The organism is Halorientalis regularis, from assembly GCF_023698535.1.
In the GTDB taxonomy this organism is placed as follows: domain Archaea; phylum Halobacteriota; class Halobacteria; order Halobacteriales; family Haloarculaceae; genus Halorientalis; species Halorientalis regularis.
The window spans coordinates 24,418-46,204 of the sequence record NZ_JALJCL010000010.1; the positions used below are offsets into that span (position 1 = coordinate 24,418).

At 66.1% G+C, this 21,787-nt stretch carries 21 protein-coding genes; 18 read left to right on the forward strand and 3 right to left on the reverse strand.

All coding sequences use genetic code 11. The features are described 5' to 3' along the window. Positions 1–20: 20 nt before the first annotated feature. Positions 21–1,169, reverse strand: coding sequence for a pyridoxal phosphate-dependent aminotransferase (locus MU521_RS13560; protein ID WP_092693445.1), 1,149 nt, complete (start codon positions 1,167–1,169; stop codon positions 21–23). Further along, the gene (gene ribH / locus MU521_RS13565) at positions 1,166–1,567 is read right to left on the reverse strand and encodes a 6,7-dimethyl-8-ribityllumazine synthase (RefSeq protein WP_092693443.1); all 402 of its coding nucleotides are present in this window, start codon (positions 1,565–1,567) and stop codon (positions 1,166–1,168) included. The genes MU521_RS13560 and ribH overlap by 4 nt, the downstream gene beginning before the upstream one ends. A gap of 124 nt (positions 1,568–1,691) precedes the next feature. On the opposite strand from ribH, the gene MU521_RS13570 reads away from it, so the two are divergent. The 17 genes from MU521_RS13570 to MU521_RS13650 all read left to right on the forward strand — a co-directional run bounded on the left by MU521_RS13570 (position 1,692) and on the right by MU521_RS13650 (position 18,777). Continuing rightward, positions 1,692–3,566 (forward strand): flippase activity-associated protein Agl23, encoded by a 1,875-nt coding sequence (locus tag MU521_RS13570; protein ID WP_092693441.1) that lies wholly within the window; start codon positions 1,692–1,694, stop codon positions 3,564–3,566. Positions 3,567–3,637: 71 nt separating this feature from the next. Continuing rightward, positions 3,638–4,786 (forward strand): 5-(carboxyamino)imidazole ribonucleotide synthase, encoded by a 1,149-nt coding sequence (locus MU521_RS13575; RefSeq protein ID WP_092693439.1) that lies wholly within the window; start codon positions 3,638–3,640, stop codon positions 4,784–4,786. After that, a complete protein-coding gene (locus tag MU521_RS13580; protein WP_092693437.1) occupies positions 4,783–5,424 on the forward strand; it encodes an AIR carboxylase family protein in 642 nt (213 codons plus the stop codon). Before MU521_RS13575 ends, MU521_RS13580 begins: the two co-directional genes overlap by 4 nt. Before the next feature lie 86 nt (positions 5,425–5,510). Next, positions 5,511–6,275 carry a hypothetical protein gene (locus MU521_RS13585; RefSeq protein WP_092693435.1) on the forward strand — a complete coding sequence of 255 codons (765 nt, stop codon included), beginning with the start codon at positions 5,511–5,513 and terminating at the stop codon, positions 6,273–6,275. A 76-nt stretch (positions 6,276–6,351) separates the two neighbouring features. Then, positions 6,352–7,101 (forward strand): hypothetical protein, encoded by a 750-nt coding sequence (locus MU521_RS13590; protein WP_092693433.1) that lies wholly within the window; start codon positions 6,352–6,354, stop codon positions 7,099–7,101. 122 nt (positions 7,102–7,223) lie between these two features. After that, entirely contained in the window at positions 7,224–7,634 is a 411-nt protein-coding gene (locus MU521_RS13595; protein WP_092693431.1) for an NADH-quinone oxidoreductase subunit A, read from the forward strand. Positions 7,635–7,637: 3 nt separating this feature from the next. Further along, on the forward strand, positions 7,638–8,342 hold the full coding sequence (locus tag MU521_RS13600) for an NADH-quinone oxidoreductase subunit B (protein ID WP_092693429.1): 705 nt from the start codon (positions 7,638–7,640) through the stop codon (positions 8,340–8,342). Next, positions 8,339–10,015 (forward strand): NADH-quinone oxidoreductase subunit D, encoded by a 1,677-nt coding sequence (locus MU521_RS13605; protein ID WP_092693427.1) that lies wholly within the window; start codon positions 8,339–8,341, stop codon positions 10,013–10,015. Before MU521_RS13600 ends, MU521_RS13605 begins: the two co-directional genes overlap by 4 nt. After that, a complete protein-coding gene (locus tag MU521_RS13610; protein WP_092693425.1) occupies positions 10,015–11,058 on the forward strand; it encodes a complex I subunit 1/NuoH family protein in 1,044 nt (347 codons plus the stop codon). Before MU521_RS13605 ends, MU521_RS13610 begins: the two co-directional genes overlap by 1 nt. A gap of 28 nt (positions 11,059–11,086) precedes the next feature. Next, a complete protein-coding gene (locus MU521_RS13615) occupies positions 11,087–11,548 on the forward strand; it encodes a NuoI/complex I 23 kDa subunit family protein (RefSeq protein WP_092693424.1) in 462 nt (153 codons plus the stop codon). A 201-nt stretch (positions 11,549–11,749) separates the two neighbouring features. Then, positions 11,750–12,025 carry an NADH-quinone oxidoreductase subunit J gene (locus MU521_RS13620; protein WP_092693422.1) on the forward strand — a complete coding sequence of 92 codons (276 nt, stop codon included), beginning with the start codon at positions 11,750–11,752 and terminating at the stop codon, positions 12,023–12,025. Further along, a complete protein-coding gene (locus tag MU521_RS13625; RefSeq protein ID WP_092693420.1) occupies positions 12,022–12,372 on the forward strand; it encodes a hypothetical protein in 351 nt (116 codons plus the stop codon). The genes MU521_RS13620 and MU521_RS13625 overlap by 4 nt, the downstream gene beginning before the upstream one ends. Then, positions 12,373–12,675 carry an NADH-quinone oxidoreductase subunit NuoK gene (nuoK, locus tag MU521_RS13630; protein WP_092693418.1) on the forward strand — a complete coding sequence of 101 codons (303 nt, stop codon included), beginning with the start codon at positions 12,373–12,375 and terminating at the stop codon, positions 12,673–12,675. 1 nt (position 12,676) lies between these two features. Continuing rightward, complete coding sequence (nuoL, locus tag MU521_RS13635; RefSeq protein ID WP_092693416.1) at positions 12,677–14,746, forward strand: NADH-quinone oxidoreductase subunit L; 2,070 nt, start codon at positions 12,677–12,679, stop codon at positions 14,744–14,746. Next, the gene (locus tag MU521_RS13640; RefSeq protein WP_092693414.1) at positions 14,747–16,285 is read left to right on the forward strand and encodes a complex I subunit 4 family protein; all 1,539 of its coding nucleotides are present in this window, start codon (positions 14,747–14,749) and stop codon (positions 16,283–16,285) included. Then, positions 16,285–17,814, forward strand: coding sequence for an NADH-quinone oxidoreductase subunit N (locus MU521_RS13645; protein WP_092693413.1), 1,530 nt, complete (start codon positions 16,285–16,287; stop codon positions 17,812–17,814). The genes MU521_RS13640 and MU521_RS13645 overlap by 1 nt, the downstream gene beginning before the upstream one ends. Before the next feature lie 96 nt (positions 17,815–17,910). After that, positions 17,911–18,777 carry a hypothetical protein gene (locus MU521_RS13650; RefSeq protein WP_092693411.1) on the forward strand — a complete coding sequence of 289 codons (867 nt, stop codon included), beginning with the start codon at positions 17,911–17,913 and terminating at the stop codon, positions 18,775–18,777. Here MU521_RS13650 and MU521_RS13655 read toward each other — a convergent pair. Further along, a complete protein-coding gene (locus tag MU521_RS13655) occupies positions 18,774–19,058 on the reverse strand; it encodes a DNA-directed RNA polymerase subunit L (protein ID WP_092693410.1) in 285 nt (94 codons plus the stop codon). The two genes, MU521_RS13650 and MU521_RS13655, sit on opposite strands and share 4 nt — an antisense overlap. Before the next feature lie 166 nt (positions 19,059–19,224). Here MU521_RS13655 and MU521_RS13660 point away from each other — a divergent pair, with 166 nt between their 5' ends. Further along, positions 19,225–21,780, forward strand: a complete 2,556-nt coding sequence (locus MU521_RS13660; RefSeq protein WP_092693408.1) for a DUF7527 domain-containing protein — start codon at positions 19,225–19,227, stop codon at positions 21,778–21,780. Positions 21,781–21,787 lie beyond the last annotated feature (7 nt).

The window sequence follows — 21,787 nt, forward strand, 5'->3', positions numbered from 1 at the left end:
CGACTCCCTGGACCCGAGTATTACAGGTAGCCGTGTTCGGCCAGTCGCTCGACGCCCTCTTTTAGGCGCTCCTTGCTCGCGGCGTAGGACAGGCGGGCGTAGCCGGGCGTCCCGAACGCGCTCCCCGGAACCGTCGCGACGTGGGCGTCCTCGATGGCACCCTCACACCAGGCCTGGTCGTCGTCGTCGACGGGGAGCATCATGTAGAACGCGCCGTCGCCGACGGGCACGTCCACGCCGTGGTCGGCGAACAGGTCCGCGAGCATGTCGCGGCGTTCCTCGAAGGCGTCGCGCATCTCCACGACGGCCTCGTCCGTGTTTTCGAGCGCTTCGACGCCCGCGTGCTGGACGAAGTTCACCGCACACGAGACGGAGTGGCTGTGGAGCTTCCCGGCCTGGTCGACCAGTTCCTCGGGGCCGGCGAAGTAGCCCAGCCGCCAGCCGGTCATCGCGTAGGCCTTCGAGAAGCCGTTGAGCGTGATCGTCCGGTCGGCCATCCCGTCGATAGCGCCGAGACTCGTCGGCTCGACGCCGTAGGTGATCTCCTTGTAGATCTCGTCGGAGATCACGCTGATGTCGTGTTCGACGGCCAGATCGCGGACGCCTTCGAGGGCGGCGTCGGAGTAGACGGCACCGGTGGGGTTCGACGGGGAGTTGACGACCAGCAGTTCGGTGTCGTCCGAGACGGTCTCGCCGAGGGCGTCCAGTGCGGGTTCGAGCTGGAAGTCGTGGGGCGACAGGTCGACGCGGGAGAGACTGCCGCCGGCCATCTTGACCATCGCCTCGTAGGAGACCCACGCGGGGTCGAGCAGGCAGACCTCGTCCCCGTCGTCGATGAGGGACATGAAGATCTCGAACAGGGCCTGCTTGCCGCCGGGGGTGACGATGATCTCGTCGGTGCTGTGATCGAGGCCGTCGTCTTCGAGTTTCGCGGCGATGGCCTCCTTGAGTTCGGGGATGCCGTTCGAGGACGTGTAGCCGGTGTGGCCGGCTTCCATGGCGGCCTCGCCGGCGTCTTTGATATTCTGGGGGGTGTCGAAGTCGGGTTCGCCGACCGAGAGGTCCACCACGTCGACGCCGTCGGCTTCGAGTTCGGCGGCGAGGTTGCTGATCGCAAGGGTCGCGCTCGGTTCTACTCGTTGTACGCGGGATGCGAAGTCCATAGTCATAGTTCCTCCACGAGGTCGACGGCTCCGTCCAGTGCGGCGGCACCGTAGTCGGTGCGGGCACGGGCTTCGTCCACGCTCATCCCGGGGCCGGTGACGCCGAGCGTCACGGGCGTGTCCCGGTCGAGGCTCACGTCGGTCAGCCCCTGGGCCATGGCGTTGCCGATCACCTGGTCGTGGTCCGTGTCGCCGGACTTGATCGCGCCGACGACCGTCACGGCGTCCACGTCGTCCCGGCGTGCCAGCCGGTCGGCGGCCAGCGGCGAGTCGTACGCGCCGGGGACGTGAACCGTCTCGACGATCTCCACGTTCCGCTCGTCGGCGCGTGCCCTGGCCGCCGCCTCCATCTCCTCGGTGACGTCGCGGTTGAACTCCGCGACCACCAGTCCGAGCCGTACCATGTGGTGGCGATAGCAACCGCGACCTAAAGAAATACCGTTCGGCGGTCGAGAGACGTGTCCCCCGGGACACAGTATTCGGTTGCAACCAGAAGGATTCTAAATCCCCGGACAGACTGGACCGACAATGGCAACGGTCGAGGACGACGATTCCACGACGGAATCCGCCGCCCAGCGGTCCGAATCCGCCCTCCCCACGTGGTTCGGCGTCGACCGCCTCGTGCTGGTCGTCGCCGGGATCGCCGCGTTCGCGCTGTTCGCCCGCTTCCTGTTTCTCGGCGAGCGGATCGCACACTGGGACGAGGGGCGAGTGGGCTGGTGGATCCTCCAGTACGTCCACACCGGCGACTACGCGTATCGCGCGATCATCCACGGTCCCTTCTACCACCACGTTAACGGCGTCCTGTTCAGCGTGTTCGGGGCCACCGATTTCTGGATGCGAGCAGTCGTGGCCTTGCTGGGCGGACTGACGCCACTGGCCGCGCTCGGCCTCCGGCACCGGCTCCAGGATATCGAGGTCGCCCTCCTGGCGCTCTTTCTGACTGCCAACCCACTCTTGCTGTACTACTCGCGGTTCATGCGGGGCGATCCCATCGTCGCCTTCTTCATGTTCGGGGCGGTCGTCGCCTTCGTCCGCCTGATCGACTTCCAGCAGGCCCGGTACCTCTTTCTGGGCGTCGCCGGCGTCGCGCTCGCCTTGACAGCCAAAGAGAACGCGCTGATCTACCCGGTCACCTGGATCGGCGCGCTGGTCCTCCTGCTGGATCACCGGCTCTTCCTCGCACGCGACGGCGAGCGCGCGTGGACGACGATCTGCAAGGAGCGGGTCGTGGGCCTGATCTACGGCCTCTGGAACTGGGCCCACTGGATCCTGCTCGCGACCCTTGAGTTCTTTGCGATCATCGTCTTCTTCTACGGACCTCGGGACGGCGACCCCGGCGACGTGGGTCTGTACAACGCCATCGGCCAGGGAGACCTCGGGATGTTCGTCACCGTCGTCGACCGCGCCATCGTCGGCTCGTGGAAAGAGTTCTACGGACTGTGGATCGACGGCGGAATGAGCGACCACGCGTACATCCCCTATCTCGGCGACCTGGCCGAGACGCTCGGGTACGGTGCGCTCGCGCTCGTCGTGTTCGCGGTGATCGGGTTCGTCGTCGACCGCTACTCCGGGGAGCGGCCCCGCGACCTCGTGGCCTTCTCGTTCTACTGTGGGTTCGTCTCCGTGCTGGGCTACCCCATCGTGACGGACATCCAGGCCCCGTGGGCGGCGCTGCACGCGGTGGTGCCGCTGGCCATCCCCGCGGCGGTGGGACTGGGGCTCGTGCTCCGGTGGGGCCGGGACGCACTCGCCGAGGACGACCCCGTCGGGATGGGTGCAGCCGCGGTCGTCGTGATCGTCGCCGTCAGCTTCGTCGTCGGAATGGGTGTCTACGGCGTGTACCTCGCACCACAGGCGCAGGAGGGCGAGAACGCCATGGTGCAGTACGCACAGCCGGGTGACGATCTGCGGCCGGCGCTGGACAGCATGGAGATGGCCGCGGCGGCCAACGAGGGGACCGACGTGTTGCTGTACGGCGACTTCTTCGTCGACGGTGGGACGAACGCGACGACGGACTTCGTCTACGACGGCTACCCACGGGACTCGCAGCTGGTGCCCAAAGACGAGCGAGGGGTCACGCTCGCCCCCGCGTGCGCGGACTGGTTCAACGCCCTGCCGCTCCCGTGGTACTTCAACAAGAGCGGTGCGAACGTGAGCTGTGCCGACAGCAGCTTCGAACTGGAGGACGCGGCCGAGTCGGAGCCGCCGGTCGTCATCGTGCGGGCCCACGACGAGAACGACGAGGACGATCAAGAGAACGAGGAGGCACAGGCTCGCGCGCAGTTCCCGGAGTACTGGACGGCGACCTACGAGCTCCGGACCTACGGGACCGAGACGGTCTTTCTGATCCACCCCGACTACGTCGGTGAGGTGAACGCGTCGGCGACGCCGCCCGAATGATCGCCGCGACGGTTCCCCACCGGCTCCCGGGTTGACAATGCTTAAGCGCGTGCCCGGGGAAGCGCCGGTCGATGACACTCACGTCGCCAGGCCCGACCCTCGGCGTCGTCGGGGGTGGCCAGCTCGGCCGGATGCTCGGCGAGGCCGCGGCACCGCTCGGGGTGGAACTGGTAGTGTCGGACCCGACCCCGGACGCGCCGGCCGCGCCGGTCGTCCGCGACCAGGTCGTCGGCGACTTCGACGACCCCGAGACCCTGCGAGCACTCGCCGACCGGTCCGACTACCTCACCTTCGAGATCGAGTTGGCCGACCCCGATCTGCTCGAAACGGTCAGCGAGGCGACCGGCGTTCCGGTCCACCCTGCGCCGGAGACCCTCCGGCTGATCCAGGACAAACTCGTCCAGAAGGAACGGCTCCGGGACGCGGGGATTCCGGTGCCGGAGTTCCGCCAGGTCGACTCGGTCGAAGACCTGCAGGCGGCACTGGACGACCTCGGGACGCCCGCGATGCTCAAGGCGCGACAGGGGGGCTACGACGGGCGCGGCAACGTCCTCGTCGAGACCCGCGAGGACGTGGCGTCGGCGATGGACGAGATCGCCGGCCCGGCGATGGTCGAGGCGTTCGTCCCCTTCGAGCGCGAACTGGCGGTGATGGGCTGTCAAGGGGCCGACGAGACCGACGCCTTCCCCGTCACCGAGACGATCCACGAGGAAGAGATCCTCCGGGAATCCGTCTCGCCCGCGCGGGCACCGGAGGAACGAATCGACGCCGCCCGCGAGGTGGCCCTGGACGTGCTGGGCGAGATGGCGGGCCGGGGCGTCTACGGCATCGAGTTGTTCGACACGGGCGAGGAGATCCTGCTGAACGAGATCGCCCCGCGACCACACAACTCCGGCCACTGGACAATCGAGGGGTGTCACACTTCCCAGTTCGAGCAACACGTCCGGGCCGTGACGGGCCGCCCGCTGGGGTCGACCGAGCGCCGCGACCCGACCGTCTCGGTCAACATCCTGGGCGACGGGGACGAGCGGCGGGAAGCGCGGCTCACCGGGGAGGAGGCGGTCTTCGAGCGCGACCGCGCGCACCTCCACTGGTACGGGAAACGCGAAGTCTACCCGCTCCGGAAGACGGGCCACGTCACGCTGACGGGCGACGGCGAGGGCACCGACGAACTACTGGCATCGACACGGCAACTACGTGAGGAACTCAGCTTCGAATGAGCGACACCGTCGACGCACTGATCGAGGAACTGCGCGAGGAAGCAACGCGGGACAGACCAGCCGAAGACACGCCCGAAATCGGGATCGTCATGGGTTCGGACTCGGACCTGGACGTGATGGCCGGCTCCGAGTCGGGCCGTCCCGGGGCGTACGACGCCCTGACCGATGAGTTGGGATTCGAGGAGCAAACGAGCTACGACGACCCACCCGAGGCGCGGTTCACCTTCGAGACGTTCGTCGTCTCGGCCCACCGGACGCCGGAACTGATGTACGCGTACGCGGAGACGGCGGAGGACCGCGGGCTGGACGTGATCATCGCCGGCGCGGGCGGGAAGTCGGCGGACCTGCCGAACATGACCGCCTCCATCGCCTATCCCCTCCCGGTGATCGGCGTTCCGGTCCAGGAGAAGTCGGTCGACTCGGTGATCGGGATGCCACAGGGCGCGCCGCTGACCGCCGTCGACGCGGGGAAGTCGTTCAACGCCGCACTGTCGGCGGTCCAGTACCTCGCCCGCCAGCACGGGGCGCTGCGTGACCGCCTCGTCGACTACCACGAGGGACTGCAGGACGGCGTGGCCGAGGTCTCACGCGACCTGCACGAACTCGGGACGCCAGCGTTCAAGACGAGAGACGAGTGAACCGCGGGACGGAACCCGAACTCGCCGGACCGAGTCGAAACTGACTGATCCCATAGATTTTTCAACCATTCCGACGAAGACCGGGTATGCTCAGTAGTGGCAACCGACAAGTCATCGTGGCGATACTTTTGGCCGCGACGATGATCCTGGCGGGCTGTTCGGGTGGTGGCGGCCCCGCGACGACGGAGGCTCCGGACGAATCGACAGACACGAACGGGACGAGCAGTGCCGAGATGACGGCCGGTGGCGAGGCCGAGGCGGGTGGCGAGGCGGACGTCCCGGCGGTGGAGTACGAGTGGCAGGAGGGAGAATCCTACACCTACGAGAGCGAGGCCGCACAGGGAGGGACCAGCGAATACTCCTGGACGGTCACGGACGTGAGCGACGGACAGGTGACGGTCGACCTGTCGAGCAGTTTCGGCGGCCGGACCCAGACCTCGACGCTCACGGGGCCGCAGGGGGACATCTTCGGTGGCTCCAGCCAGAACGCCCAGGCGTTCACGTTCCTGTTGATGCAGGTCCCACAGCTGTTCGTCCAGGGGCGGGAACTCTCGCCGGGGAACTCCTGGACCGTGTCGAGCAGTGAATTCGAGTCGGGCGGGCTCCAGACCCAGCAGCAGTCCCGGGAGATCGACGTGAGCGTGACCGGCACCTCTCAGGTCTCGGGTACGCAGTGTTACACGTTCGAGGCGAATACGGAGAACCAGACGTTCAGCGGCTGTGTCAAGGAAGGCTGGCCGTTCGCACTGTCGGCCACGTTCGAGCTCCAGACCCGGACCACGACCGGCGGCGAGACCCAGACGAGCACGCAGACGAGTTCGTTCGTGCTGGTCGACTACGACCGACCGTAGACACGGGCCGAATCGGCTTTTTCACCGACAGTGACCATTCAGTAGAACTAAACACCAGACTGCAGTAGGGGTTTCTATGGGGACGTTGCGGACGCGGATGGTCGGGGGTACAGTACTACTGGCGCTGTTGCTCGTCCTGGCGGGCTGTAGCGGCGGCGGTGCCAACAACGACCCGGCGGGGACGGACACTGTGACGGTGACGGAGACGCCCGTCGCGACGACCGACACGGTGACCGGCGGCGACGAGACCGGCGGCGACGGGACCGACGGCGAACCAGCGGTCGACGAGGAGTGGAGCACGGTCTTCCTGTTCAACGAGAGCGAGGCGTACGGCTACCTCGCCAACTACTCCGACACGACGACCCGGATGTCGTGGGTCGTCACGGCCGCGCCGGACGGGCGGCCACTGCTGGACGACGAGATCACCGTCAACGTCACCGTCGGTCCGTACTCGAATACGAGCACCGGGATCCAGTCGAGTATCTTCACGGAGACGATCACCGAGGGCTCCGTCGGCAGCGAGTTCCGATACGTCAGAATACCGGTACTCATCGCCTACGGCCGCGATCTGACCGTGGGCAACTCCTGGACGGTCCAAGGCGACGACGTGACCGTGGGTGACGGGTTCGCGGTGAGCTGGGACGAGGCGAGGGCGGAGGTCACCGGTACGGCGACCGTCGCCGGCGAGACCTGTTACACCATGGAACTCCGGATCACGGGGAACGAGACCGGTCCGACGAGTTGCGTGAAGTACGACTGGCCGTTCGCGCTGGCAGTCGATACGAGCGATCAGGACTACCGGCTGGCCGACTTCCAGCGACCCTGATCGCCCGATGGGCGGGCGACCGAGCTTCTGTCAACGGTCTGGACGGTGGTTTTCCGGCGCGTGGAATCTATGAACCCTTATATGGCACCGTCCCCAACCCGTAGAACGATAGGTGTACACGGATGGGCAATCCATGGATAGCCATCGGGGCGCTGGCGCTGGTCGGTCTTCTCATCCCAGTCGGGATGATGGTGATATCGAAGCTTCTCCGACCCAGCGTGCCCGAGCAGGGAAAACGCTCCACCTACGAGAGCGGTGAGATTCCGACCGGTGACACCCGGATCCGGTTCAACATCCAGTACTACATGGTCGCGCTGCTGTTCGTGATCTTCGACATCGAGACCGTCCTGATCTTCCCGTGGACGGTCATCTACCGCAGCGCGCTGGAGAACGGCGTCGGCCTGACGAGGACGCTGGGTCCAATGTTGGTGTTCATCGGCGTTCTCGTCGTCGGTCTCGGGTGGGCGTGGCGCAACGGCGCGGTCAAGTGGGTCCGCTCGCCGCGGGCCGAGAAACGGAAGGATGCCAGATAACACATGAGTAGTCAAGACAAACTAACGGATACGGTCGGTGCCGATACCGGACAGTCGACACAGGAAGCCCGCATGGGCGAGGGCGCGGACAACCGGTTCAACTCCCCGCTCCGGAAGGCGCTGGGCTCGTCCCCGTTCATCCTCACGAAGTTCGACAAGTTCATGAACTGGGTTCGGGGCTCGTCGATGTTCATGCTGCAGTTCGGGATCGCCTGCTGCAGTATCGAGATGATGCACACGTACTCGGTCAAGCACGACCTCGACCGGTTCGGGGCCGGCGTCCCGCGGGCCTCGCCGCGACAGGCCGACGTGATCATCGTCCCCGGGACCATCGTCTCGAAGTTCGCCCCGCGGATGAAGCGGGTGTACGACCAGATGCCCGAGCCCAAGTTCGTCGTCGGCATGGGCTCGTGTACCATCTCCGGCGGACCGTTCCAGGAGGGGTACAACGTGATCAAGGGCGCAGAGGAGGTCATCCCGGTCGACATCCACGTCCCGGGCTGTCCGCCTCGCCCGGAAGCCCTGATCTACGGCATCGCCAAGCTCCAGGAACGGGTCGCGAACGGCGAGTCCGCGCCCGTGACGGTCAAACCGTACGAACTGGAGGAGTTCGGCGACCTCGAGCGGGACGAACTCGTCGAGAAACTCGCCGAGCAGATCGACCACGACGATCTCGTCATGCGGTACAACTGGGTTGATTCGCCATGAGTCTGGAAGAACCGGGACCACGCGACGTGGGCCTCACGAAAGCGGGCGAGGTCAACTACGACGAACTCGAATCCCTGCTCGGTGACGCGGTACTGGACCGGGAGACACACCTCAACGCCGAGGCGTTCGTCATCCGGCCCGACGCCGTGCAGGACACCCTGTCGGCGCTGAAGGAAGAGGCCGGCTTCGACTTCCTGAACTGCGTCACCGCACAGGAGTACCAGGATCGCTACGAGACGATCTACCACATGACGAAGTACGACGACCGGACCCAGGAGGTCGGCGTCGTCGTCCCCACCAGCAAGGACGATCCCGTCTCGGAGTCGGCCGAACCGGTGTTCCGGACCGCCGACTGGCACGAGCGGGAGGCCTACGACCTGGTGGGCATCGAGTACGCGGATCACCCGGACATGCGGCGGATTCTCCTGCCAGAAACCTGGCAGGGGCATCCGCTCTCGATGGACTACGACCAGACCAAGCCCCAGATCGTCACGCTGCGGGAGAACAAGAACCCGCTCGAGGAGGACCAGCGGCTCAACGACGACAGCGACACGATGATGCTCAACATCGGGCCCCACCACCCGGCGACCCACGGCGTCCTCCACGTGGAGGCCACGCTGGACGGCGAGCAGGTCGCCGACGTGGAGCCCGACATCGGCTACATCCACCGCTGTGAGGAGCAGATGTGCCAGCAGGGCACCTACCGCCACCAGATCATGCCCTACCCCGACCGGTGGGACTGGGGCGGTGCGGGCCTGCTGAACGAGTGGGCCTACGCCCGGACGGCCGAGGAACTGGCCGACATCGACGTGCCCGAGTACGCGCAGGTCATCCGGACGATGTCCGGCGAACTGTCGCGGATTCTCTCGCACATGCTCGCGGTGGCCGCGTACGCGCTGGACGTCGTCGGGGACTTCACCGCCACCTTCATGTACGGGATGCAGGACCGGGAGACGGTCCAGAACATCCTCGAAGACCTGACCGGCCAGCGGCTGATGTTCAACTACTTCCGGCTGGGCGGGGTCGCCTGGGACCTGCCCGAACCCCGCGAGGAGTTCTTCGAGAAGATCCGGGCGTTCATCGACGACCTGCCCGAGAAACTGGAGGAGTACCACAACCTGCTGACCAGCAACGAGATCCTGCAGGTCCGGACCGTCGACACCGGCCGGCTGGAACCCGAGGTCGCCAAGAACTACGGCGCGACGGGGCCGGTCGCCCGTGGCTCGGGGATCGACTACGACGTTCGGCGCGACGACCCGTACGGCTACTACGACAAGCTCGACTGGGACGTGGTCACCGAGGAGGGCTGTGACAACTACGCCCGTCTGCTGGTGCGGCTCCAGGAAGTCGAGGAGTCGGCCAAGATCATCAACCAGTGTGTCGACCTGCTGGAGGACTGGCCCGAAGAGGACCGGACGATTCAGGCCAACGTCCCCCGGACGATCAAGCCCGAACCGGACACGGAGGTCTACAAGTCCGTCGAGGCCGCGAAGGGCGAACTCGGGATCTACATCCGCTCGGACGGGACCGACAGTCCCGCCCGGTTCAAGATCCGCGGCGGGTCGTTCTCCAACCTGCAGACGCTCCCGGAGATGGCCGAGGGCGAGTACATCGCGGACCTGATCGCGTCGCTGGGTAGCCTGGACACGATCATGGGCGAGGTGGACCGTTGATGACGCTGTCGGACACCATCGCCGGGCTGCTCGGCCTGAACGCGAACGATCCGCTGCAGTTTTTCATCGCGGCGATCATCGCGTCGGCCATCGTCGGCACGTTCATGCTCGTGAACGTCGCTATCGCGGGGCCGTGGGCCAAGCGGAAGATCACCGCGGCCTTTACCGACCGGATCGCAGTCAACCGGATCGGACCCTTCGGCCTGATGATCATCGTGGCCGACGCGGTGCGACTGCTGTCGAAGGAACTGATCGTCCCCGAGAAGGTCGATCGCCCGGCGTGGGACCTCGCGCCGCTGATCATCGCAGGGTCCGCGCTCTTTGGCTTCGCCGTCATTCCGATGGGGAGCGGCGTCCAGGTCGCCGACCCCGAGGTCGGTCTCGCGTACGTGTTCGCGGTCGCGTCGCTGGCCTCGATCGGCCTCGTGATGGCTGGCTACGCGTCGAACAACAAGTACTCGATGCTGGGCGGACTGCGCGCGGTCGCGCAGAACCTGGCCTACGAGATTCCGCTGGTGTTGACGGGCGTGTCGGTGGTCCTCTTCGCCGGCACGCTCCGGATGAGCGAAATCGTCGCGGCCCAGACCGAGACGCTCGTGACCATCGCCGGTATCGGAATCCCGTCGTGGTACGCGTTCGTCAACCCGTTCGCGTTCGTGCTCTTCCTGGTGGCCAATCTGGCCGAGGTCGGCCGGAACCCGTTCGACACGCCGGAGGCACCGACCGAGATCGTCGCGGGGTACCAGACGGAGTACTCCTCGGTGTACTTCGTGCTGATGTACCTCGGGGAGTTCATCCACATCTTCCTCGGTGGTGCGATCATCACGACGATCTTCCTCGGCGGGCCGACCGGGCCGGTCCTGCCCGGGATCGTCTGGTTCCTGATCAAGATCTGGGCAGTGTTCCTGTTCACCCAGTGGGCGCGGTCGGCGCTGCCCCGGGTTCGTATCGACCAGCTCATCGAGATTGGCTGGAAGGGGATGCTCGTACTCTCCTTCGCCAATCTAGTCCTGACGGCGATCATCGTCGGGGTGATCGCCTGATGATCGACGGCGTATTCGGAGGTAACCCATGATCGGAATGCTCAAATCCATGGCGACGACGATGAAACACGCGCTCGACGGGGAGACGTTCACCGTCGAGTATCCGGAAGAAGCACCCGAAGTGAGCCCCCGGTTCCGCGGGGTCCACAAGTTCAGCCAGGAGCGCTGTATCTGGTGTCGGCAGTGCGAGAACGTCTGCCCCAACGACACGATTCAGATCGTCACCGACGAGCAGCGCAACGGTGAGGAGTACAACCTCCACATCGGGCAGTGTATCTACTGCCGGCTCTGTGAGGAGGTCTGCCCCGTCGACGCCATCCTGCTGACCCAGAACTTCGAGTTCACCGCCGACACGAAAGACGAACTCGCCTATAACAAGGAACAGCTCAAGAACGTTCCCTGGTACAAGGACATCGATCCGCTGGAGTCCCGCGAACCGGACCGGGGCGCGTGGATCGGCGAAGGCGAGGGCGAACTCGACTACCAGTAACCACGGGCGACCGGCCGCCGTCCGGGTGCAGCTTTTTCCCCGATCCGTCTGAACGACACGTAACACCAGACGCACATGACACACGACAATCACACCGGCGGGCAAACCGACGCGTCTCGGTCGGGAACCCGATCTCCGAGACGCACGCGCGAATCTGATAAAGAAATCTTCAAAGGCCCGCCGATTGGAGAGTGAAGTAAGATGGCACTGTACGAAACCATAGCATTCGGGTTGTTCGCGTTCGTCACGATCGCGAGCAGCCTCGGCGTCGTCCTCTTACGGGACATGTGGCACTCAGCGCTCATGCTGGGCGTCGCGTTGCTCAGCGTCGCGATCCACTACGTGATGTTGCGCGCGGAGTTCGTCGCAACGATGCAGATACTCGTGTACGTGGGCGGCGTCTTGATCCTGATCACCTTCGCCGTGATGCTCACTCGCAAGGACGAGCCGGCGGAGTCGTCCGAGGTGGCAACATGACGACCCGCCCACGGCTGGCGAACGAGGTCAACTGGGCGGCAGGGATCGCCGCCATCGGTCTCTTCGCCGTGCTAGCGGCCGTCTTCGTCACCGCCGGGTTCCCCGGTGCGGCAGGGTTCAGTGACAAGGGGTCGATCACGGCGAGCATCGGCTACGCGATGTTCGACATGCCCGACCAGGCTACGTTCCCGAGCGAGAACTTCCTGATAGTGTTCGAGATCATCGACCTCGTGCTGGTGGCCGCACTGGTCGTCGCCGTCATGCTGGCCCGGCGAGACGACGGGTCCATCCGCGGCGTGCTGACCGACGGCGGGCGTGACCAGAAACGGGACGGAGGTGACGACTGAATGGTCCCGGCCGAGTACTACCTGTTGCTGTCGGCCGCGATGTTCTGTATCGGGCTGTTCGGCATCCTCACGCGGCGTAACGCGTTGATCTTCCTGATGTCCGTCGAGTTGATGCTCAACGCGGCGAACATCAACCTCGTGGCGTTCTCCTACCAGTGGGGGAACCTCACGGGACAGGTGTTCAGCCTGTTCACGATGGCGCTGGCCGCGGCCGAGGTCGCCATCGGAATCGGGATCATCCTGGTGCTGTACCGCAACTTCGCGGACATCGACGTGACCAAACCGACGACTATGAGGTGGTAAGATGGTGAGTGCATTCGAGTTCGTTCCGGCGATCGCGGTGCTGCCACTCGTATCGTTCGTGGTCGCGCTGACCTTCGGGAAGTGGATGCCCAAGAAGGGTGCGCTGGCCGGCATCTTCGCGACGGCCGGCTCGCTGCTCATCTCGATCTGGACCGCGCTGACGGTCGCGGGCTTCCTCGGCTCGGAGACCGCGTACCACGAAGAGATCTGGACCTTCGCGACGGGAATCGGCACCTTCGATCTGCATCTCGGCGTCTTCGTCGATCCACTCTCCTCGCTGATGCTGTTGATCGTCTCGCTGATTTCGCTCCTCGTGTTCGTCTTCTCGCTTGGCTACATGAACGACGAGGACGAGACCGGGCTCCCCCGGTACTACGCCTCGCTCTCGCTCTTTAGCTTCAGCATGCTCGCGTTCGTCTTCGCGGACAACATCCTGATGGCGTTCATGTTCTTCGAGCTGGTGGGCCTGTGTTCGTTCCTGCTCATCGGCTTCTGGTTCCGCGAGGATGCACCGCCCAGCGCCGCGAAGAAGGCCTTTCTGGTCACCCGCTTCGGTGACTTCTTCTTCCTGATCGGCGTCGTCGGCATCTTCGCCACCTTCGGCACGGGCCTGTTCGCCACGGAGGCGGGCTTCCCCGCGATGGCAGAGCAGGCGATCACCGGGGAGATGCCCGGGCCGGTCAGTGAGTTCCTCTCGGCTGTCGGCATGGGGGCCCAGCAGTGGTTCACCATCCTGGGCCTGCTCGTGCTCGGTGGCGTCGTGGGCAAGTCGGCGCAGTTCCCGCTACACACGTGGCTCCCCGACGCGATGGAAGGTCCGACCCCCGTCTCCGCGCTGATCCACGCGGCGACGATGGTCGCGGCCGGTGTCTATCTGGTCGCGCGCATGTACGGGTTCTACCTGCTGACCCCGACGACGATGGCCATCATCGCGCTGATCGGTGGCTTCACCGCCCTGTTCGCGGCGACGATGGGCGTCGTCAAACAGGAACTCAAGCAGGTGCTGGCGTACTCCACCATCTCTCAGTACGGGTATATGATGCTCGCGCTGGGCTCGGGTGGGTACGTCGCCGCGGTCTTCCACCTGACCACCCACGCCGTGTTCAAGGCCCTACTCTTCCTCGGCGCGGGGTCGGTCATCATCGCCATGCACCACAACGAGAACATGTGGGACATGGGCGGCCTCAAAGAAAAGATGCCCGTGACCTACTGGACGTTCCTCTCGGGCTCGCTCGCGCTGGCGGGCATCGTCCCGTTCGCGGGCTTCTGGTCCAAGGACGAAGTGCTGTACGAGGCACTGATCCACGGCCTCGGTAACCCGGTCCTGCTCGTCGCGTGGGCGATGGGCCTGCTGGCCGTCTTCCTGACCGGCTTCTACACCTTCCGGATGGTCTTCCTGACCTTCCACGGTGAGCCCCGGTCCGATACGGCCGAGGACCCCGAGTCGGTGCGCTGGAACGTGAAGCTCCCGCTCGGCATCCTCGGCGTGTTGGCGGCGACTATCGGCTTCATCAACATGGTGCCGATCAAGAAGCTGACCGGGCTGAAGATCGACTTCCTCCACAAGTGGCTGGTCGGCTCCGAGACGCTCAACGCGGAGTTCCTGACCGGGCTCGAACACTACGAGCCGATTCTGAAGAACGTCGCTGGGATCGAAGCGAGCTACATCGCCGGCTCCGAGATTACGACGCTGCTGCTCTCCGCGGCGCTGTCGCTGGGGCTGGCACTGGCCGGTGTCGGACTGGCCTACCGGCTGTACGCGGTGCCGGAGCCGGTCGAACACACGAAGAAACTCGGCGGTCTGCGGACGCTGCTCATGCACAACTACTACCAGGACGAGTATCAGGTGTGGCTGGCGGAGGGCGTGACCCTCCCACTGGCCCGCGTGGCCGACACGTTCGACCAGGGAATCATCGACGGCGTCGTCAACGGAATCTCTAGCGTGAGCCTGTTCTCGGGCGACCGCGTCCGACGGATTCAGACTGGCGTCGTCTCCAACTACGCGGCCCTGCTGACCATCGGGCTCGCGCTCCTGTTGATCGCCTTCGGCATCGTCGGGGGGTGGTTCTGAATGCTGGTCGAACTGCTCATCGTCTTCGCGCTGATGGCGGCGGGACTGGTCTTCCTCGTCCCCGACGAGTACGCGGGCCAGTTCGCAGCCGTTCTCAGTCTCGTCCCCGTCGGCGTGAGCCTGTGGATGTACAGCATCTTCGACGGCACGGGCAACGCCCTGCTCGAAGGGGGGCAGCCCGCCTTCGAGACGGTGGCGAACTGGATCACGCTCGGGCCGTACGCGATCAGCTGGCACGTCGGTCTCGACGGCGTGAGCATGCCGCTGGTCGTGTTGACCACGCTCCTGACCACGCTGGCCATCGTCAGCGCGTGGACGCCCATCGACGAACGGGAGTCCCAGTTCTACGGGCTGGTCCTGTTCATGCAGGCCGCGCTGATCGGCGTCTTCGCGGCGCTTGACTTCCTGCTGTGGTTCGTCTTCTGGGAGGCCGTCCTCGTGCCGATGTACTTCCTCATCGGCGTCTGGGGCGGGCCACGCCGGAAGTACGCCGCGATCAAGTTCTTCGTCTACACCAACGTGGCCAGCCTCGTGATGTTCGCTGGCTTTTTCACACTGGTATTCGGTCTCGGTGACTCCATCAGCACGCTGGGCCTGCCGGCCATCGCGCAGGCACTCGAAGCGGGACAGCTCGGCAGCGTCGGCGGCTTCGGCCCCGGCACGGTGAAACTGGCGGCCTTCGCCGCGCTGTTCTTCGGTTTCGCGGTCAAGGTCCCGGTCGTCCCGTTCCACACGTGGCTGCCGGACGCACACGTCGAGGCACCAACCCCCGTGTCGGTGCTGCTGGCGGGTGTCCTGCTGAAGATGGGGACCTACGCACTGCTCCGGTTCAACTTCACGATGCTTGCGGACGTGGCGCGGGCCAACGCGGCGCTCATCGCCATCTTCGCGGTCGTCTCGGTGATCTACGGGGCACTGCTGGCGCTGGCCCAGCAGGACCTCAAGCGGATCGTCGCCTACTCCTCGATCTCCTCGATGGGGTACGTCATCCTGGGGCTGATCGCGTTCACGCCCCACGGCGTCGGCGGGGCGACGTTCCAGATGGTCAGCCACGGCCTGATCTCCGGGCTGATGTTCATGGCGGTCGGCGTCATCTACAACGAGACCCACACCCGGATGATCGGCGACATGTCCGGGATGGCCGACCGGATGCCCGTCACCGCGGGCGTGTTCGTCGCGGCCGCCTTCGGCTACATGGGCCTGCCGCTGATGAGCGGCTTCGCGGCCGAGGTGCTGGTGTTCATGGGCGCGTTCCGGTCGACGACGATTCCGATGGCCCCGCTCTTTACCGGAATCGCGATGTTCGGCATCGTGATCGTGGCGGGCTACCTGCTGCGTGCGATGCAGAAGACGCTGTTCGGGCCCTTCCGGCTCGAAACGGACTACGAGATCGGGCGTGCCCCGCTACAGGACGTGGCGCCGCTGTTCGTCCTGCTGGCGCTGGTCATCGCGCTGGGCGTCGCGCCTGATCTGTTCTACCGGATGATCCAGGACGCAGTGTTCGAAGTGACGGCACTGGGCCTGGGAGGTGGTGCCTGATGATTCCACTCCAGACACAGAGTACGTTGCCCGACTGGGCGGCGCTGGCCCCGACACTCCTGCTCGGGCTGACCGCGCTCGCCCTGTTGCTCGTCGACAGCATCGATCCGGACGACGACTCGCCGGGCCTGCTCGCCGGCGTCGCGACGCTGGGCTCGGTCCTGGCGATGGTCGTCACGGGCTGGTACCTGGTAGCCGGAACGGGCATGCCCCGGACCGGCGGCGCGATCGAGCTGTTCAACGGCCAGCTCGTCGTCGACGGGATGAGCCTGTTCTTCACGTTCATCTTCGCGAGCGTGACCGCGCTGGTGAGCGTCGCCAGTTACGACTACCTGGCCGACCGCGCCCACCAGGCGGAGTACTACGCGCTCGTCCTGCTCGCGGCGACCGGGATGACGCTGATGGCCTCGGCCAACGGCCTCGCGACGGCGTTCGTCGCGCTGGAACTGTCCAGTCTCCCGTCCTACGGCCTGGTCGCGTTCCTCAAGAACAACCGTGGGAGCGTCGAGGCGGGCCTGAAGTACTTCCTGATCGGCGCCGTCTCCTCGTCCGTGCTGGTCTACGGGATCAGCCTGGTGTACGCCACGACCGGCGTGATGAAACTGCCCGCAATCGCGACGGCACTCGGAGGCGGCGTCGCGGGACAGGGGACGCTCGGCGTCCTCGGCGTGGGCATCCTGATGGTCGCGGGCGGCTTCGCGTTCAAGACCGCCTCCGTGCCCTTCCACTTCTGGGCCCCGGAGGCCTACGAGGGCGCACCCGCCCCAATCTCGGGGTTCCTCTCCTCGGCCTCGAAGGCCGCCGGGTTCGTGCTGGCGTTCCGCGTGTTCGTCACCGCGTTCCCGCTCGAAGTCGTCGCGGGCACCCTCGACTGGACGCTCGCCTTTACCGTGCTGGCGCTGGTGACGATGACGCTCGGGAACTTCGCCGCGGCCACCCAGGAGAACGTCAAGCGGATGCTGGCGTACTCCTCGATCGGCCACGCCGGCTACGCGCTGATCGGCATCGCCATCGTGACCGGGACGGCCAACCAGGGCTACGCCCTGGGGGCCAGCATGCTCCACCTGTTCGTCTACGGGTTCATGAACACCGGCGCGTTCCTGTTCGTCGCCCTGGTCGAGTACTGGGGCGTCGGCCGGACCTTCGAGGACTACAACGGGCTGGCGAAGCAGGCACCGGTCGCCTGTTTCGCGATGACGATCTTCCTGTTCAGCCTCGCGGGCCTGCCCATCGGGGGCGGCGCGCTCTCGAAGTGGGCGCTCCTGTCGGCGACGGCCAGCGCCGCCACGCTGAGTGCGTACCTGCTCGCGGCGGCGCTGATCGTCAACAGCGCACTGTCGCTGTTCTACTACTCCCGGGTCGTCAAGGCGATGTGGATCGAAGAGCCCGCAGGTGACTTCGAGGTCTCGTCGTACCCGACCGGCCTCTACGCGGCCGTCGTCGGTGCCGCCATCGTGACCTTCCTCCTGTTGCCGGCCTTCGGCGTCGTCTCCGGGACGGCCTTCGACGCCGCGGCCGCGCTGTTCTGACGGCCGGGTCGATTTCCCCGTCGGTCTTCTTCTGCTCGCTACGGTCGCGTCGCCCGACCGACACCCTTTCCGTCCCCCGGTCCCTCGCTCCGGTCGATGAAGTGGCGGTGTGAGCACTGTGGGAAGCCACACGAGCGCAACGATCCACCCTGTGGCAACTGTGGCCACAGCGAGTTCGAGAAGGCAGTCGTGCCCATGGCTCCCGAAGCCGACGACGAGGAGGCCGCGAAGACCTACGCCTGGATCTGCACGGAGTGTGGCAACGACCACCCCAAGCACACGCCGCCCTGTGACCGGTGTGGGAACGCGAAACTCGAACGCCGGGAGTTGCGCTACGACGAGGACGAAATCGTCGAAGAAATGCTCGAGGACAGTTCCGACCGAACCCCGAGCGCCGACGTGAGCTATCTCGACGTCCTCGACGCCAAACTCGTCGTGCTCTTTCTCGGCGTAGCCGCGCTGGTGGCGTACCTCGCACTCGGAGTCCTGGGTATCGTCCAGATTCCAGGAATCTCTCCGGCTTCACCGGTGCCCGGGAACGCCACCGCTACGGACGGACTGGTGTTCGCCGACGTGGAGTCGGCCTACGTCGAGGAGTTGAACGCGCGCCGGTCCGCCGATGGATTCGCGAATCTGACCGCCGACGAGAACCTGGCCTCGGCGGCGACGTACATCAACCAGCAGGTGGTGCGGGCACAGTACACCGACGAACGCCCGACCGTCGACGAGTCAGAAGTTGGGTCCCGGCTCGGCGACGACTGCGCGGGCGGGTACGCGCCCGCGACGTACTCCTACGACCTGAACCGGGCGAGCGACACGCCCACGGAGCGCGAACTGGCGCGGCGGCTGGTGGCGAGTTACGACCAGACCAGCTCCTTCGAGGACGCATCGGAAGAATCGATCGGCGTCGACCTCCACGCCGGGCCGGACGGCGTCCTCTACGTGACGCGGATCGTCTGTTAGGCCGCCGCCTCGTAGGCCGACCGGAAGTCGTCGGCTTTCTCCATGACGCGTTCGGCACCGGCTTCGAGCGCGTCGAGTGCGTCGATGTCTTCCTTGGTTTTGACCGTCAGAATCGGCTCGGTCTGGCCACCGGACTGTTCGGGGTTCACGTCGTACGTCGCGGCCTCGACGCCGTCCGATTCCAGCAGTGCGCCTTTCAGAACGTTCATGAAGGTGTGATCCTCGCCCGCGATCTCGATAGAGAGTTCGGTGTCGGTCTTCTCGATGACCCGCAGTTCCATGGTCTCCCGTCCACACTTGGCGGCATTGAAGCTTACGAACACGGGATGCGGTCTCGGGGATTCGGTGCCCGTTCCGGCCGGATCGACCCCCGGCTCACCGGGTCACGTCCGGCGGGCCGCGTTTTCCCCGCAAAGTATTAGGACCGCATGGGACTTGTGTGAGGTAATGACGACACGCGCGGTCGAGCAGGTCGACGACTGGGACTCCCGCCCGTTCTCCGGCGGGTACCGCGGCCTGCACGACCTGGCTGACGACGACTTCTCCGGTATCGTCGCGGCGGGACCGACGCGACTCTGCATGACCTCCGGCCGGGTAATCGGTATCCTCGACGGCACCATCGAGGACTTCGAGGACGCGGAGGGGACCGCCTACCAGGCCCCCTCCCCGGCACTGCCGCTGCTCTCGGTCATGCAGGAGCGCAGCGACGAGGTCCGCGCCCAGTACTACACCGAGGAGACGAGCATCGAGGAAGTCGACCGGACGCTCACGCAGGGGAACTTCACGGGCTACGTCGAACTGTCCGAGAACGTCCTCAGCGGGGACTACTATCTGGTCTACCACCAGGGCCGCTCGATGAGCGTCGCCTGGGTCGGCGCGAGCGAAAAGCTCCTGATCGACGACGAGGCCTTCGACCAAGCCGACGATGAGGTCGGCATCTACGAGGTGCGACCCGTCGACATCGAGGTCGTCGAGCTCCCGGAACCCACCGAGCCCGCGAGCGGCGGATCGGCGACGGAGGCCGATGCGGCAACTGCGGCGGCGACCGACGCCGACACCGAGTCCGAGGCTGCCAGTGCGGAACCGGCCGCCGACGAGCCGGCCGAGTCGGACGCCCCGGCCGACCCGTCGACAGCCGACGACGACACCGGCGAGGCGAAGATCGACGAGACGGAGCCGGCTGCCGACGACGCCGAAGAGACGAGCGCGCCGCCGGCCGAGGGGTCCGAACCCGCGCGAGCGGAGGCGGACACGGAGACAGAGGCGGACACGTCGAACCCGTCCGCGTCCGAACCCACGCAGGAGTCGGCCGAGACGCGGGAACAGGGACGCGACGGCACGGCCAGCGGTGGCACGGCGGGGGCGGCCGCGCGTGACGAACGTACCCGGGACGGAGAGCAGACGCGCGACGGACCCGACCGGCAGCAGTCCAGCGGCACGCGACGTGAGAGCCAGCGTACCGAGTCCACGGGGACGGAGCAACAGCGAGAGCGGTCCGACCGCGGGGCGTCCTCCCGGAGCGGTGAGACACAGCCCCGACAACAGCGGTCGGGCACGCAAGAGCCGACGCCGAGAGACACGCAACGCGATACCGGATCGCGGAGTGCCGGGACCACTGGGAGCGCGAACGGACCGCGGGCGGGGGCAGGCGAGTCCGGCCGAAGTCGACAGAAGGGACAGCAGAGCAGTACCGGCAGCGTAGGCGAACTGGAGACTCGATCCATCCCGTCGCTGGATCCCGACCGGACGAGCGAGCCCGACGACGGGAACGGGCAACAGGGGCCGACGACCGGGAACGGGCCGACGGCGGCCGCCGAATCGACCGCGCGTTCGGAGCCCGACCCCGGGCCCGCAGGGAATCCTGACAACGAGCCTCGCCGCGGATCGGGAGCAGCGGGTCAGGGACCCGAGCCGGCGTCGCGGCAGGGGACGCCACAACGCGAGCGCGAGCGGGGCCAGCCCGAGCGGCCGGGGGCGGAGGGTCAACAGGGCGAACCACACCGGGAACCGGCCGAAACGGAGCCGGACCCGGAACCCGACGGCCCTGGGTCGGCCGAGATCGACGAACTGGAGGCGGAACTGGAGGCCCGGGAGGAAGAGATCGACGAACTCGAATCGGAACTGGCGGCGGTCGAGGACGAGCGCGACGAGCTGGAGGCGGAACGCGACGAGCTGGCGGCCGAGCGTGACGAACTCCGCGAGCGGGTCGAACAGCTCGAACAGCGGATCGACGAACTCCGAACCGAGGAGGGTGGGGAGTCGGTCGCAGACCGGGAGCGGCTCAGCCCGGCCGAGGCCATCGAGGGGACGAATCTCTTCGTCCGGTACGCCTCGAAGGGCGACGCGACGCTCGAAGCGGCCCACGCCGGGAACGCCGAGGCTGGTGCGGTCAACGACAACATGCAGATCCAGTTCCACACCCAGTTCGAGGCCGACGACGTGGCCGTCAACGGGGAGCCGTTCGCGGCCCACCTCACGGACACGATCCAGTACAGCTTCGTCGAGTGGGTCGTGCGGGTCCTGCCCTACGAGATCCGCGACACCGGCCACCAGGAGGCGCTCGGGCCGCTGTACGACGCGCTCCCGAAGATCGACCGGGCGGAGCTGAACGGCGCCATCACCGTCCAGTACCAGGACGACGGCGAGGAACACCGCAGTCAGGAGAGCTTCGACGTGGTGTTGCGCGACCGGATGGGGAACCCGCTGATCGTCGCGAACATGAACGAGTCCCGCCAGCCCGCGAGTCAGAGCATGATGGAGGGGCTGATCACGGCGTCACAGCGGGTCGGCGAGTCCAAGGAGTCACTGGCCGGTGCCTTCCTCGTCACGTCGAGTTTCTTCGAGCCCGAAGCTATGGAGGCGGCCTCGGACGCGACGGGAAGCGGCCTGCTCAGCCGTGACAAACGCGAGAGCTTCGTGAAGCTCTCTCGAAAAGACGGCTTCCACCTCTGTCTGGTGGAAGCGCGCGAGGAGAATTTCAACCTCTCCGTGCCCGAGATCTGAGAGAACG